The following is a 14,572-nucleotide window of genomic DNA, read 5'->3' as shown; positions in this document are numbered from 1 at the left end:
ACTAGCCATGCCATTAAACGCCGCATACAGGAAATTTTTTTTAGTGACCATACTTTCCTGTATGGGTGCAGGCCGTCTGTTGTCGCAAAACAACACCTCACCGGCTGAAATAATTATCATAGGTACCATACATACGGGCAATAAAAAATTCAATCATAAAACCTTATACAAAACAATTAAGGCTGTTGAGCCTGATATGATTTTACGGGAACAGGATAAACCCTATAAACCTGTTTTTGGCTTATCGTTGGTACGTTTTTTTAAAATAGGCAAACCGAGTATAGAACAACTAAGTGTTCAGAAATATGCCCAACGGAACAAGAACTGTGATATAGTACCTTACGATACCCTTATTCCTGACAGGCGGGGTTACGTTAAAAAATGGATAGGGATTAATAAGCGGTTTTTTGCCCAACTGGACAATGCGTCCAAGTCTGCCAGCGACAGTATACTGTACAGCGATTTCAGAAAAATGAATAAAGATTACTATGCCGGCGTTGTCCGTTCCACCCTGGCCGAAATAAACCATGCTGCAGTAATGGAACGTACCCGGCATCTTTACGAAGTAGAGAAAAAGCAGGTGCTGGCAATGGGTAAGTCATATATAAGGGACACGGCAACCGTAGCGGATTTTGAAAAAACGCTTATATTCTGGGAAAAAAGAAATAACTATATGGCCGAACAGCTTATAAAAATAGCCAACGAAAACCCAGGTAAAAAAATACTGGTACTTTGTGGCCTGAACCATAAATACTACTTAACACAACGCCTGGAACAGGCGCAACTTTTGGTGACAGATAGTTATAAAATACTGGCCAAAGAATAAACAAGGCGGGGTTTAAACAAAGGACATTTTAAAACTATTTTATGCGTCATTTGTTTAACCTTTGTAAATATTAAATAAATAATCTCTTCATATGATAACAGCGGATATACAAAAAATTGAACGCCATTTTTTACCAAAAGATTTTGTCATTACCGATTGGGCCTCCCTGGAGCCCTACTTCAAAAACCTGGAACAACGGGAAATAAACACCATTGACGAATTAAACAAATGGTTGCAGGACAGCAGCGAGCTGGAAGCCATCATCAGCGAAGATGTTTGCTGGCGCCAGATCAAAATGACCTGTGATACAGAAAATAAAGAACTGGAAGACGCTTTTAACTTTTTTATGATGGAGATACAGCCGCATATACAACCCTATGCCGATGTATTGAACCGTAAACTATTAGCACACCCGCTGGTAAACGAGCTGGATAAAGACACTTATTTCACTTACCTGCGTAATGTAAAAAAGAGTATTGACCTGTTTCGCCAGGAGAATGTAGAGATAAATGCCGCATTGGGTGTTGAAGCCCAGAAATTCGGCGCTATTGCCGGTAAAATGACGGTGACCGTAAACGGCCAGGAATATACCCTGCAGCAGGCGATGAAGTTTCTGGAAGACAGCGACCGGAACGTAAGGGCAGAAGTATACCGTAAAATAGCCGAAAGAAGACTACAGGATAAGGAAGCGCTGGATGAACTGTTTAATTCCTTATTACAAAAACGCCACCAGGTGGCTGTAAATGCAGGCTTTGAAAACTATCGTGACTTCCGTTTCGCCGAATTAGGCCGTTTCGATTACACCAAGGAAGACTGTTTCCTGTTTCATGAAGCGGTAAAGCAACATGTAATGCCCCTGGTGAACCAGATATATGAGAACAAAAAACAAAAGCTGGGTCTTGACACATTACGTCCCTGGGACGTAGAAGCCGAGCCTGCCGGCATACAACCTTTACGGCCCTTTACCAATGGTGAGGACCTGGTGCAAAAAACGATCAACTGCTTTAACCAGCTGCAACCGTTCTTTGCCGATTGTATCGGTAAAATGAAAACCATGGGCCACCTTGACCTGGAAAGCCGCAAGGGCAAAGCACCCGGCGGTTATAACTGTCCCCTGGCAGAAAGCGGCGCACCGTTTATTTTTATGAATGCTGCCGGCCAGTTCGATGATGTGATCACCATGGTACACGAAGGTGGCCATGCCGTGCATTCTTTTTTATCGCATAACCTGGCGCTGAACGGCTTTAAAGAATACCCCACCGAAATTGCCGAAGTGGCCAGTATGAGCATGGAACTGTTTACCATGGACCATTGGCAGGTATTTTTTAAAAGCGAAGAAGAATTATTAAGGGCGAAGGAGCAGCAACTGGAAAGAGTGATCACCATTTTCCCCTGGGTTGCCACCATCGATAAATTCCAGCACTGGATCTATGAAAACCCCAACCATACCACGGAACAGCGTAAAGAAAAATGGTTCGAGGTATATACCGAGTTTTTATCACCGGTAATTGACCGCAGCGGCCTGGAGGAGTATATGTATTATCATTGGCAGCGCCAGTTACACCTGTACGAAGTACCCTTCTATTATATAGAATATGGCATTGCCCAGCTTGGCGCCATTGGTATGTGGCAGCAGTACAAACAAAACCCGGCCAAAGCAATAGAGAACTATATACAGGCTTTAAGCCTGGGTGGAACTAAACCTTTGCCACAACTGTTTGAAACAGCGGGACTTAAGTTTGATTTATCACCCGGTCACATTGCAGGCTTAATGCAGTTTGTACAGGGCCAGCTGGACGCCATAAAATAAAAAAATTACCTGTTTGTGGTATATCAAATTTTGGGAAATATCAAAACCTTAAACTAGCTTTGATAGCTAATTATTTGGTGACAATTATATTATTCTAAAATAGCTACTAATCAGAGCCTTAACCTAAGTCACCGTGTTTCCACACGGGGGCTTTTTTATTTTAAGGATGATTGCAGTAATAATCCATCATTATCATTACTGCAGCAGTTGGGTTACAATACATACAATAGGCATAAATAAAAAAGTACGGTTATAAACCGTACTTTTCCAATGATCTATATAAACAATATTACTCTGCTTTCTTTTTTGGCGCTGCTTTCTTTTTGGCAGGCGCTTTTTTCTCAGCAGGCGTTTCATCCTCTGTTTCTTTTGCTTTTTTAGCAGCTTTTGCTTTAGGCTTTTCTTCTTCCGTAGCGTCGCTTTCAGCGGCTTTTTTCTTGGCAGGCGCTTTTTTAGCTGGTTTTTCCTCAGCTACAGCAGCAACAGTCTCTTCAGTAACTTCTTCCTCTTCAGGTAATTCAGTCACTTTCAGTTCCACATTCTTACGTTTTAAAACGTCAAACCATTTTACTATTTTTTTCATGTCGCTGGCGTACACACGGTCAAAATCCATGTTGGCATATACCTGCTCAAAATATTTCTTTACCCCGTTATTATCTTTTACATCGGGTAAAGCCGTACCGGCAGCATCCATTGCTTTAAATACTTCTACCAGGTTTACATTATCACCAACAGTATATATTTCTACACTTTCCAGGTGTGAGAACTGATGTACCCTGGAGGCGGCAAATTTTGTTGTACCATCTTCAATAGAACGTACAATGGCGCCATCGTTTTTGCTGCTTAACAACTCAAACAAACCGGGTAAGCCACTTACGGCCACAAGTTTTGAATATTCCATACTTCTAACATTATTAAGGAGGTGCAAGATAACAGACTTAGGCCAAACAACGCACACTAAAGGGTTGTAAATATTTTTCTGCCCCCTTAAAGCCCCCGGAACATGCCAAAATCATATAAATAACCTGCGGACCATACCCCTGTAAATAATTTGCTGCCGCGCATTTTTAGTATAATTAGGTATTTCTTAACATTTACCGGGTTTTTCCGGGAAAGCCCGAAAGGACTGGTTCTTACCTCTCTACAACATCCTCAAAACAGGATGGGCAACACAATTCTGCAAAAAAAAAGAACAGGGTAAAAGGAAACTTAAAAACCAACGTCTTATCAGCATTATTACATTTTTTATGAAGCATTTTCACTTTTTAGTTTTGTTATTATGCGTGGGTGTTGCGGTTCAGGCTCAATCCGTAAGCGGTAAGCTGTTAGACCTGGCCGATAATACGCCACTTAAAGCTGCTAACCTTACACTTAGCCAGACAAAAGATACTACTGTAAAATTCAATGCACTTTCCAATGCTGAGGGCGCTTTTACGTTTAGCGGAATTCCTGTTGGTACCTATACCTTACAGGTAAGCTCCATCGGGTATGATATATACAAGCAGGCGGTTGCCTTAACCGATTCACTTCCTTCGGCTCAGTTGGGCACTTTATTTATTCCAAAAGCTACCAAAGAGCTGGAAGGCGTAACGGTGGTGGGTAAACAGGCCCCGGTACAGCAAAAAGGCGATACGGTTATTTACAACGCCAGCCAATACAAGGTAAACCCCGATGCTACGGTGGAAGACCTGATCAAAAAAATGCCCAGCGTAACTGTTGGCCGTGATGGTACGGTTACTGCAGGCGGCGAAACCGTAAGAAAAGTAACCATTGACGGTAAGGACTTTTTTGGCGACGATGCTTCGGCAGCCTTAAAAAACCTGCCATCCAGTGTGGTGGATAAAATACAGGTATTTGACCGCCTGAGCGACCAGGCACAGCTTTCGGGTTTTGATGACGGTAACTCGGTAAAATCATTGAATATCATTACCAAATCGGGCATCAGCAATGGCCAGTTCGGCCGTATTTATGGCGGTTATGGTACTGATGACCGTTATGCTGCCGGTGGTAATATCAGTTTCTTTAACGGTAACAGGAGATTATCATTCATTGGCAACTTTAATAATGTAAACCAGCAAAACTTTGGCAGCCAGGATCTGTTAGGCGTTACCAGCAGCGGTGGTGGCGGTGGTCGTGGCGGTGGTGGCCGTGGCGGTGGCGGTGGTATGATGGGCGGTGGAAACTGGGGCGGCGGTGGCCAGAACTTCCAGGTAGGCCAGCAGGCCGGTATTGCTACAACCAATGCCATTGGTATTAACTATGGCGACAAATGGGGTAAAAAAGTTGATGTAAGCGGTAGCTACTTCTTTAATCAAAGTAATACCGATAATGATAGCCGTACCAGTATGACCTATCCTTTAAACAACCGGTATGTATATGATAGTGCCACTTCAAGAACCTCAAATTATAACCACCGCATCAACATGCGTTTGGAATATAAAATTGACTCGTTTAATACGCTGATGGTCATTCCAAGCTTAAACTTCCAGAATAATGAGAACCGTAGCAGTACTTATGGTTTTACCTTAACAGGAACAGATACATCCAATACGCAAAACGGAACAAATGTATCTTACCGCAATGGTTATAACCTGCGTAACAATATTATGTTCCGCCATACCTTTAAAAACAACCGTCGCCGTTCTTATTCAATCAGCTTTAACCAGGCCTTTAATAAAAACGACGGCAGAAGTTATGTAAACACACTTAACAGAACGTTTAAAGGATTAATAACAGAAGATTCGCTGCAAAACCAGTTTATCAATAACCCGACAAACGGTTATACATTAGGCGGTAATATTTCTTACAACGAGCCAATGGGTAAAAAAGGAATGTTACAGATAAGCTATCAGCCTTCCTATACAAAAAATGAAGCTGATAGAAGAACTTATGATTATGACTATTTTGACAAGGACTATACAACTTTTCAGCCCATTGCATCCAATACATTTGAAAACACCACCACCACGCATAACGGGGGTGTTACCTATCGTCTTGGTGCAAGCAGGGATAACCAGTTTTCAGTAGGCGCTAACCTGCAGTACAGTATACTGACAAGTGACCGAACCTACCCGACCACAGGGAACTTTAAACAGTCCTTTACCAATGTATTACCCAATTTAATGTGGAGTAAAAAGCTGAATGCAAAAAGCAGCTTCAGGTTATTCTACCGTGCCAGTACCAACTTCCCTTCGGTAACACAATTACAGGATGTGGTAGATAACAGCAATGTATTACGTTTAAGTGTGGGTAATCCCCAGCTGAAACAGTCATATAACCATTTCTTATCCGGCCGGTATACCTTTACCAATACTCAGAAAGGACAGAGCTTTTTTGCCAACGTGTTTTTAAATGCCCAGCAGAATTATATTACCAATGCACTTTATATTGCAGCTGCCGACTCCTTAGTGAATGGTATTGAGTTAAAAAGCGGATCCCAGTTAACCAAACCGGTGAACATGAACGGCTATAAGAACATGAGCACATTCTTCACGTTCAGTCAGCCTATCAACGCCATTAAAACCAACCTTAACCTGAGCACTGGCTTTAGCTATTCCAGTATTCCCGGTTTAAATAATGGCGAAAAAACTATGACAGACAATTACGGCGTTAATGCCGGTATCGTTTTAGCCAGCAACATTAACGAGTACATCGATTATAACGTATCGTATAACGTACAGTTTAACGATGCAAGCGGTACCAGATACACCAACCAGAATGGTGGTGTACAATTGAACCTGTTATCTAAAAACGGATGGTTTTTACAAAACGATGTTATTAACCAGACCTACACAGGTATGTCCGAAGGTTTTAATACCAGTTACTGGTTGTGGAATGCGGCCGTGGGTAAAAAATTCTTAAAGAACAAAGCAGCCGAATTAAAACTATCGGTATTTGACCTGTTAAAACAAAACCAGAGTGTTTCCCGTACAGTGGGTGAAAATAATGTTATCACCGACTCCTGGAACCAGGTGTTACAACAATACTTTATGCTCACCTTTACCTATAGCCTTAAAAACTTTGGTAAAGGCCGTGCTACCAACCAGCAACGTGGCCCATGGGGCGGTCCCGGCGGACCTGGTGGTATGGGTGGCCCGCCCATGTTTTAAGGGATAATCCGCTGAGGGGATAACAGGTTCCGGTATATTTTATCCGGCAGCTCATCGGTTTATTAAAAGTAACAGGCATTGTTTCGCACAAAGCTCAGTAGTATTACAAAAGCTGAAGTGTGCGACGCAACAAATGCTGATGGTTGTACTAATGCCGGCTACAAAAAACTAAAGGCCATAACATTGTTATGGCCTAAATTTTGAAGTATAACGCCTGCTTAAAAACGGCTGACAACCATAAATTTATTTAGCCGCTAAACGGCAAGTTCTTTTGTTTTAGCAATAATTATTGTAATATCGCCATACAATAAAATATAGTACACTTTGGACGAACGGCTATTGATTGAGCAACTGAAACAAGGCGATGAAAAGGCCTTTAAAACAGTTGTAGATAGCTGGAAGGATATGGTATTTAATACCATTTTAGGCATTGTGCAGAGTGTGGAAGATGCCGAAGATCTTACACAGGATGTGTTTATCCAGGTATACAACTCCATCGGTACGTTTAAAGGCGAATCAAAGCTGTCCACCTGGTTATACCGTATTGCCATTACCAAATCGCTGGACTTTGAACGTAAGAAAAAGCGGAAAAAACGCTTTGGTTTCATGAAAAGCATTTTGGGCGATAATAACGAGGAGGAGGTGATCATTCCCGATTTTCATCACCCCGGAATAGCGCTGGACAAAAAGGAAGATGCCAGCCTGTTGTTTGAAGCAATAAAGGAACTGCCTGAAAATCAGAAAATTGCCTTTGTTTTAAACAAGGTAGAAGGGTTAAGCTACCAGGAAACCAGTGAAATTATGCAAACCACGGTTCCCTCTGTCGAGTCCCTGCTGCACCGGGCAAAAACAAACCTGAAAAAAATTTTAACACAAAAACTGTGACTAACCCATAAAAAAACGTTTTTTAGCAAAGGGTTTTTTCAGTGAAAACGTCAAATACTTGTCCATGAACGAAAATAAACATACGCAGTCAAGGGTTGATGCTATCCTGAATAGCACCGACGGTATCACAAGGGCGGAGGCAAATCCTTTCCTGTATACCCGTATCATGTCGAAGCTGGGTGAAGAAAGATCGGTGTGGGCGGTTATCAGCGGTTTTGTTACAAGGCCGGCAGTGGTACTCAGTACCTTATGCCTGGTAATTGTATTAAATGTTTTTGTGGTGGTAAACAGCAAGGAGGATACAGCTAACACTGCCACACAAACCAACAGCCTTACCGATAACGAATACCAGCAAATGGCATCGGCCACTACCTATGACTATGTAAATGTTGAACCCTGATCATGTCCACAACAACCACAAGATATAAAACACTCTTATTCATTATAGCCGTATTGCTGATAAGCAATATTGCTTTAGTGGTATATGTATTTACGGGCGGCAGGTGCCCGCATAAGCCACCCTCCAGGGACCAGAACAAAAGCGGTATTACCAGTGCGCTGGAAAAGGAAGTGGGTTTTAGCGAACAGCAACTTGCCCAGTATAAAAACTTAAGGGAAGAGCATTGGAAAATTGCCAAACCATTGTTCGACTCCATGCAGAAAGGAAAGGAACTATTATTTAAATTAACCCAAACAGCCGCCGTAGAGGACAGTGTGGTACAGAACGCTGCAGCATCCATTGCTGCCAACCAGAAACTGATGGAACTGCAGAGTTTCCGTCACTTTAAACAGGTGCGGGACCTTTGCACCCAGGAACAATTACCCAGGTACGACAGTGTGCTTAAAAAAATCGTAAGCAAACGCGGTAAACCGCAACAACCACAAGGCGATCAAAAAAAATAAACAATAAAACAACATCGAAATGAAAAACAGAATAATTTTGACGGGTATTGTTTTGGCGGCTGCCCTGACAGTAAACGCACAGGGGGGCTTCCAGCGTACTACAGTAGAAGAAAGGGTGAAAATTGTGCATCATAAAATTGACAGTGCTTTTAAACCCTCAGCCGAGAACCTGAAACAGATTGATGACGTATTTACTACGTATTACAAGGAGCAGGACAAGCTGAGAGAAGAGCTGATGGGTGGCGGCGGACGCCCCGATATGGAGGCCTGGCGCGAAAAACAAAAGCCGATCACAGAAAAACGTGACGCTGCGTTAAAAAAATTACTGTCAGAAGAGCAATATAAAAAATATATTGACGAAATTGAGCCCGCATTGCGTCCCCGTGGTCGCGGACCCGGTGGCGGAGGCCAGGGTGGCGGAAGAAACAGAGATTAATACAAACTCATTATAAAGAAGGTTTAATGGTTAATGTGCATGTAAGCCGGGTATTTTTATACCTGGCTTCTCTTTTTTTAGGGGTACAGGTATCGGGGGCTATCAGCGGCAGTAACTCCGGTCGGCCATGTCCCCGCCTTCTGTAGTAGTGCAAGCCCCCGCACAGGCCAAACACTATTGCAGCTACTACTGCCAGTCGGGCAGCCCCTCAGCTATAAATAATAATATGTTAAAACGGCACTGTTTTTAATGTAATTGTTTGATAACCATTTAAATAGATTTATTTTTGCCGGCTCATCAAACTATTTTAACTTTTGCCGGTAAGCCAGAATGCAACGCCAAGCAGCCGTTTTTCCATCTTTGTGGCTATGAAAGCTCAGCTTTTTCTTGTACGTTTACCCTTATTAATGGTAATAAAAACACTATTAAAGTTCAAACAACACGCTACAAAAGCAACGCTTGCCCTGTTGTTCCTGTGTTTGTGCGGCCTCAGCAGCCTGCAGGCACAAACCGCTTATGTAAATACCTATAAGCCGGTTGCCGACTCTTTATCCGGTGTTTATGGCATCCCCTCATCCATTATCCTGGCCATTGCCATTGTGGAGTCGGGTGCGGGCACCAGCCGCAATTCCAAACTACTCAATAACCACTTTGGTATAGTAGGTAAAAATAACCTGCTTAAAACAAAAGGTATTAAAACCCGCTATAAACAATACAACTCGGTATTGGGGTCCTATGTGGACTTTTGCAAACTACTGTCCCGCCGGAAATACTATGCCCGTTTAAAAGGAAATAACGACTATAAACTGTGGATAGATGCCATTAGTAAAGCAGGTTATTCCGAGGCACCCGTTGAATGGAGAAAACGCATAACTTCGACCATTCAAAAGTATAAACTGGCCGGTAGTAAATAATTTGTAACCTTATATGAACAGCACGAAGCGGGTGTTTTTATTTGTAGTGGTAAGTACTCTCTTATTATTGCTGCTGTCATTGGCCGATATCTTCCTTTCCTGGTCCTTTACTCCCTTACAGCGTATCAATCTTGTTGCCGATGTTTTTCCCCGCACGGACAATCACAACCCTGCGGACAGCAGCGAAGCCATTGTGCTGGATACCAGTAGCACACATGCACAAAAGTTTGCCACCAATTTTGACCTGTATACCGAACCGGGCACCATCACCAACTTTAATGCCGATACAAATGCTGTCAGCATGATACAACTGGTAAAACAACTGCACCAGTTAAAACAACAAAAAAAAGGAAAGATCCGGATCGCTTATTTCGGTGATAGTATGATAGAAAGCGACCTGCTTACACAAACCCTGCGTAAGCTGCTGCAACAATACTTTGGTGGCCAGGGCGTGGGTTATATACCCATCAGCACACAAACGTATAAACTAAGACAAACGGTGGTACACGATATTGGCGGCAGCTGGAAGGTGACCAATATGAAAAATGCCACCGATAAAAAATACATGTACTTATCCGGGTATACCTTTACCACTGCCAACGGCTGGATACAGGTAACCGATAAAACCATTACCGACAGTACGGTTGCTACTGAAAAAATATTGCTTTGCGGGTATGCGCCAAAGCCCGTCACCATTTCGGTTAACGGCAAGCCTTTTGTAGTACAGGCCAATAACCTGTTTAACCGTATTGTACTGGCTACCGACAACAGTAATAAACTAACGGTGAATATTACCGATGCTTCTTTACCGGTATATGGTATTGCTTTTGAACCCACAGAGGGAGTGGTGGTAGATAACTTTAGTTTCAGGGGCACCAGCGGTGAGCTGTTAAAACCATTGGACAGTACATTTTTAACCACCATTGCTCAGCAGAACCCCTATAATATCATGGTGTTTCAATATGGGGTGAATGTAATGTTCAGACCCAACGACACAAAATTTAACTGGTACAAAAGCATATTTGAGCCCGTGGTTAAAAAGTTTACCAACTGTTTCCCGTCAACCGGTATTATTATATCCAGTACGGCCGACAGGGCTTTCCGTTATGCGGACGGTTATAAAACGGCGGTGGGCATTGACAGCCTTATCAAATTGCAGGCAGCCATTGCATTTGAGACGGGTAACATGTTTTATAACCTGTATGCAACAATGGGGGGAAAGCAAACCATCGTAAAATGGGCCGATGCCAAACCACCCCTGGCCAATAAAGATTATGTACACCCCAATCATGCCGGTGCAGCCATATTGGGCGAATACTTTTATAATGCCGTTCGTAAGGAGTATGATAAATATGAACAAAGCCTGCATTAATTTTAGACAGATAAAAGACAAAGACAACAGACAAGCATAGCAGTAGGGTATGACAAACTTTGATATCACCACATTCTTTAAGCAGTTTTTGTACGATCCGGAGAACCCGTTACTGTTCAACAGCGGCTTTTTTGTTTTTTTCTTTACCGTTTTTATAGCTCTCTATTACTGCTTCCGCAATAAAATAAATACCCGCCGGTATATTTTCTGTTTTTTCTCTTTATACTTTTTTTATAAAGCCAGCAATGAGTTTGTGGTGCTCGTTATTGTATCGGCCATTGTGGATTTTGTGCTGTCCAATGCCATATACCGGCAACAAAACAAATTAAAGAAAAAGGGGCTGCTCATTCTCAGCATTGTTTTTAATTTAGGCATGCTGTTTTATTTTAAGTACACCAACTTTTTTATATCGCTCAGCAACGACCTGTTTAATACCGGCTTTAATCCCCTGAATGTCCTGCTGCCTATCGGTATTTCTTTTTACACTTTTGAGAACCTGAGTTATACGGTGGATGTGTACCGTGGCGAGTTTAAGCCTGCCCGCAAGTTTAGTGACTACCTGTTATTCCTTTCCTTTTTTCCCAAACTAATGATGGGGCCTATTGTGCGGGCACACGATTTTGTACCGCAGATCAACAAGCCTTACCAGATATCGGAAACCGATTTTGCCAAAGGGTTTTACCTCATTGTATCGGGATTAATTAAAAAGCTCATCATCTCCGACTATATCACCTTAAACTTTGTCAACTATATTTTTGATGACCCGGCCCGCTATACCGGGGTGGAGAACCTGTTTGCGGTATACGGCTATGCCATTGTTATTTACTGTGACTTTAGCGGGTACAGCGATATTGCTATTGGTATAGCCCGCTGGTTGGGCTTTCATATACCCACCAACTTCCTCTCGCCCTACCAGAGTAAAAATATTACCGAGTTCTGGAGGCGCTGGCATATTTCCTTATCCTCCTGGCTGCGTGACTACCTCTATATTCCTATCGGCGGTAACCGCAATGCCACTATTACTACCTGGATATTTGCCATTGCCTTTTTTGGGGGTATATATTTTATGGGCACCCACCTGTTTAATCTAAGCTGGTGGTGGTCGGCACTGGTGAGTGCATTGGTACTGTTCATCTTTTTACTGCCTGCCATCATAAGTAAGGAAAAAAAGGGGGTGAGCGCCAATATGAACCTGCTTACTACCATGTTGCTGGGCGGTTTCTGGCATGGTGCTAACTGGAATTTTATTATCTGGGGTGGCCTGCACGGTATTGCCCTGGCCATACATAAAGTATGGATGTTATTAACCGGCAGATCGCTGGGCAGCATCAATAAACGCTGGTGGTATAAAGCCATTATGATTTTGGTTACTTTCCACTTTGTATGTTTTTGCTGGGTGTTTTTTAAAACGGCCGATTTTGATGAAACCAATAACGATTTTGCCAAAGCCCTGACCATGTTAAACCAGATATGGAATCACTTTGACCTGTCGGTGTGGAATGGCTTTATACAGAACTACTGGCCGGTAGTGACCATGATGGGAATAGGTTTTATTTTGCATGCTTTACCCGATAACCTCGCCGATAACGTGATCAACCGCTTTACCAAAGTTCCCTTACTGGTTTATATCACCGCATTCCTGGGTTTTGTGTTATTATACGGCTACTTTAAATCGTCCGAGCCGGTAATGCCTATTTACCTGCAGTTTTAACCGTTATTTGATTAGTTGTACATTTGGCAACCTAAAACTTACCATTAAGCAAGCACTGCTATGATAAAAGAGAACAATAAAAGCTGTGCCGTTATCGGCGCCGGCATTTCGGGTATTGGTGCGGCCATACGCATGCGCAACAAAGGGTATAAAGTAACCGTGTACGAGGCCAATGCTTTTCCGGGCGGAAAGCTTTCTTCCGAAACCAATAAGGGCTATCGTTTTGATATGGGACCATCCGTATTTACCATGCCCGAATATGTAGACGAGCTTTTTATTTTATCCGGTAAAAATCCCCGCGACCATTTTAATTATGAACAGCTGAACCCGGTATACCGTTATTTTTTTGAAGACGGCAGTATGCTGGATGCCTATCACAGCAACGAGGAGTTTGCCGAAAAAATTGCACAACATACCACCGACAGCAAAGAAGCTATTTTAAAATACCTGGAAAAAGCCGGAGTGGTTTATCACCTGACTGAAGAAGTATTTTTAAAGAACAGCCTGCATAAACTTAAAAGCTACCTTACCTGGCCTACGCTGAGAGGCATTTTAAACTTTGGAAAGATCGGCGCTTTTGATACCATGAACCAGGCCAACGAAAAAGCATTTAAAGATCCCCGCCTGGTACAGGTGTTTAACCGTTATGCTACCTATAATGGCAGTAGTCCTTACTTATCGCCTGCTACCTTAAACGTTATTGCCCATGTGGAAATACAAAAAGGTGCCTATTACCCGGTGGGAGGTATGTACAGCATTACTAAATCGCTGGTACAGCTGGCAAAGGATATTGATGTGGCATTCCGGTTTTCAACCCCTGCCGAAGAAATTGTGGTAGAAAACAAACAAGTAAAAGGGGTACGCACGGCACAGGATTTTACCCAATATGATGTGGTGATCAGTAATATGGATATTTACAACAGTTATAAAAAGCTGATGCCCGGTGTTAAAAAACCACAGAAAACCCTGGATCAACCCAAGTCCAGTTCGGGTATTATCTTTTACTGGGGCATTAAAAAATCATTTCCGGAACTGGGCCTGCATAATATTTTATTCAGCAGTAATTACGAGCAGGAGTTTGATACCATTTTTTCCAAAAAAGCGATCTATAACGATCCCACTATCTACATTAATATTACCAGTAAACACAGCCCGGATGATGCGCCCGAAGGCTGTGAGAACTGGTTTACCTTTATCAATGTGCCCAATAACAGCGGCCAGGACTGGGATGCTTATATTCAACAGGCCAAGGCGGCCATTATACAAAAAGTAAACAGGTTACTTAAAACCGATATTGAACCCCTGATAGAAAGCGAAATGGTTTTTGATCCGCGGGTGATTGAGAAAAGAACCTCCAGCGCTTTTGGTGCTATTTATGGCAACAGTTCCAATAACAAATACGCTGCATTCCAGCGTCACCCAAATTTTTCAAAAGAAATAAAAGGGCTTTACTTCTGTGGCGGCAGTGTGCACCCGGGACCTAGTATTCCCTTATGCCTTTTATCGGCTAAAATAACCACTGACCTGGTAAAGGAATAAGTGACAAAACTTATATAATAAGGCCGCTGTAAAGCGGCCTTATGTTTTATGCTAACAATAACAACAG

Annotated in this window: 12 protein-coding genes; 11 read left to right on the top strand and 1 reads right to left on the bottom strand. The window is 42.6% G+C overall.

Going from position 1 to position 14,572, the window contains the following annotated elements; all coding sequences use genetic code 11:
- Positions 1–7 precede the first annotated feature (7 nt).
- Both ACFS6H_RS03955 and ACFS6H_RS03950 read left to right on the top strand, forming a co-directional pair.
- Positions 8–826, top strand: coding sequence for a hypothetical protein (locus ACFS6H_RS03955; protein ID WP_386095442.1), 819 nt, complete (start codon positions 8–10; stop codon positions 824–826).
- A 91-nt stretch (positions 827–917) separates the two neighbouring features.
- On the top strand, positions 918–2,636 hold the full coding sequence (locus ACFS6H_RS03950) for a M3 family oligoendopeptidase (protein WP_386095440.1): 1,719 nt from the start codon (positions 918–920) through the stop codon (positions 2,634–2,636).
- Positions 2,637–2,925: 289 nt separating this feature from the next.
- Here ACFS6H_RS03950 and ACFS6H_RS03945 read toward each other — a convergent pair whose 3' ends face one another.
- Positions 2,926–3,537 (bottom strand): DUF5606 family protein, encoded by a 612-nt coding sequence (locus ACFS6H_RS03945; protein ID WP_386095438.1) that lies wholly within the window; start codon positions 3,535–3,537, stop codon positions 2,926–2,928.
- Between the two features lie 346 nt (positions 3,538–3,883).
- Between ACFS6H_RS03945 and ACFS6H_RS03940 the strand changes: the two genes are divergently transcribed.
- From ACFS6H_RS03940 to crtD, 9 genes are all read left to right on the top strand, one after another.
- Complete coding sequence (locus tag ACFS6H_RS03940; RefSeq protein WP_386095437.1) at positions 3,884–6,745, top strand: outer membrane beta-barrel protein; 2,862 nt, start codon at positions 3,884–3,886, stop codon at positions 6,743–6,745.
- A 324-nt stretch (positions 6,746–7,069) separates the two neighbouring features.
- A complete protein-coding gene (locus ACFS6H_RS03935; RefSeq protein ID WP_386095435.1) occupies positions 7,070–7,630 on the top strand; it encodes an RNA polymerase sigma factor in 561 nt (186 codons plus the stop codon).
- A gap of 64 nt (positions 7,631–7,694) precedes the next feature.
- Complete coding sequence (locus tag ACFS6H_RS03930) at positions 7,695–8,030, top strand: hypothetical protein (RefSeq protein WP_386095433.1); 336 nt, start codon at positions 7,695–7,697, stop codon at positions 8,028–8,030.
- Between the two features lie 2 nt (positions 8,031–8,032).
- The gene (locus ACFS6H_RS03925; RefSeq protein ID WP_386095431.1) at positions 8,033–8,533 is read left to right on the top strand and encodes a hypothetical protein; all 501 of its coding nucleotides are present in this window, start codon (positions 8,033–8,035) and stop codon (positions 8,531–8,533) included.
- 19 nt (positions 8,534–8,552) lie between these two features.
- Complete coding sequence (locus ACFS6H_RS03920; RefSeq protein WP_386095429.1) at positions 8,553–8,969, top strand: hypothetical protein; 417 nt, start codon at positions 8,553–8,555, stop codon at positions 8,967–8,969.
- A gap of 314 nt (positions 8,970–9,283) precedes the next feature.
- The gene (locus ACFS6H_RS03915) at positions 9,284–9,883 is read left to right on the top strand and encodes a glucosaminidase domain-containing protein (RefSeq protein WP_386095427.1); all 600 of its coding nucleotides are present in this window, start codon (positions 9,284–9,286) and stop codon (positions 9,881–9,883) included.
- 13 nt (positions 9,884–9,896) lie between these two features.
- Positions 9,897–11,255, top strand: coding sequence for a hypothetical protein (locus ACFS6H_RS03910; RefSeq protein ID WP_386095425.1), 1,359 nt, complete (start codon positions 9,897–9,899; stop codon positions 11,253–11,255).
- A 49-nt stretch (positions 11,256–11,304) separates the two neighbouring features.
- Positions 11,305–12,966 (top strand): MBOAT family O-acyltransferase, encoded by a 1,662-nt coding sequence (locus tag ACFS6H_RS03905; protein ID WP_386095424.1) that lies wholly within the window; start codon positions 11,305–11,307, stop codon positions 12,964–12,966.
- Positions 12,967–13,026: 60 nt separating this feature from the next.
- Positions 13,027–14,505, top strand: a complete 1,479-nt coding sequence (gene crtD, locus ACFS6H_RS03900) for a 1-hydroxycarotenoid 3,4-desaturase CrtD (protein WP_386095422.1) — start codon at positions 13,027–13,029, stop codon at positions 14,503–14,505.
- The last annotated feature ends 67 nt before the right edge of the window (positions 14,506–14,572 follow it).

Origin of the sequence: Terrimonas rubra (assembly GCF_042686025.1) — a bacterium.
GTDB classification, from domain to species: Bacteria; Bacteroidota; Bacteroidia; order Chitinophagales; family Chitinophagaceae; genus Terrimonas; species Terrimonas rubra.
Note: the sequence above shows the minus strand (reverse complement) of the source record. Positions and strands in the feature narration are given on the sequence as shown.

What these genes read in the sequence shown, in the direction of transcription:
- ACFS6H_RS03905 (WP_386095424.1), top strand. Translation starts at nt 11,305, where the DNA reads ATGACAAACTTTGATATCACCACATTCTTTAAGCAGTTTTTGTACGAT.
- ACFS6H_RS03925 (WP_386095431.1), top strand. Translation starts at nt 8,033, where the DNA reads ATGTCCACAACAACCACAAGATATAAAACACTCTTATTCATTATAGCC.
- ACFS6H_RS03940 (WP_386095437.1), top strand. Translation starts at nt 3,884, where the DNA reads ATGAAGCATTTTCACTTTTTAGTTTTGTTATTATGCGTGGGTGTTGCG.
- ACFS6H_RS03955 (WP_386095442.1), top strand. Translation starts at nt 8, where the DNA reads ATGCCATTAAACGCCGCATACAGGAAATTTTTTTTAGTGACCATACTT.
- ACFS6H_RS03910 (WP_386095425.1), top strand. Translation starts at nt 9,897, where the DNA reads ATGAACAGCACGAAGCGGGTGTTTTTATTTGTAGTGGTAAGTACTCTC.
- ACFS6H_RS03920 (WP_386095429.1), top strand. Translation starts at nt 8,553, where the DNA reads ATGAAAAACAGAATAATTTTGACGGGTATTGTTTTGGCGGCTGCCCTG.
- ACFS6H_RS03930 (WP_386095433.1), top strand. Translation starts at nt 7,695, where the DNA reads ATGAACGAAAATAAACATACGCAGTCAAGGGTTGATGCTATCCTGAAT.
- crtD (WP_386095422.1), top strand. Translation starts at nt 13,027, where the DNA reads ATGATAAAAGAGAACAATAAAAGCTGTGCCGTTATCGGCGCCGGCATT.
- ACFS6H_RS03950 (WP_386095440.1), top strand. Translation starts at nt 918, where the DNA reads ATGATAACAGCGGATATACAAAAAATTGAACGCCATTTTTTACCAAAA.
- ACFS6H_RS03945 (WP_386095438.1), bottom strand. Translation starts at nt 3,537, where the DNA reads ATGGAATATTCAAAACTTGTGGCCGTAAGTGGCTTACCCGGTTTGTTT.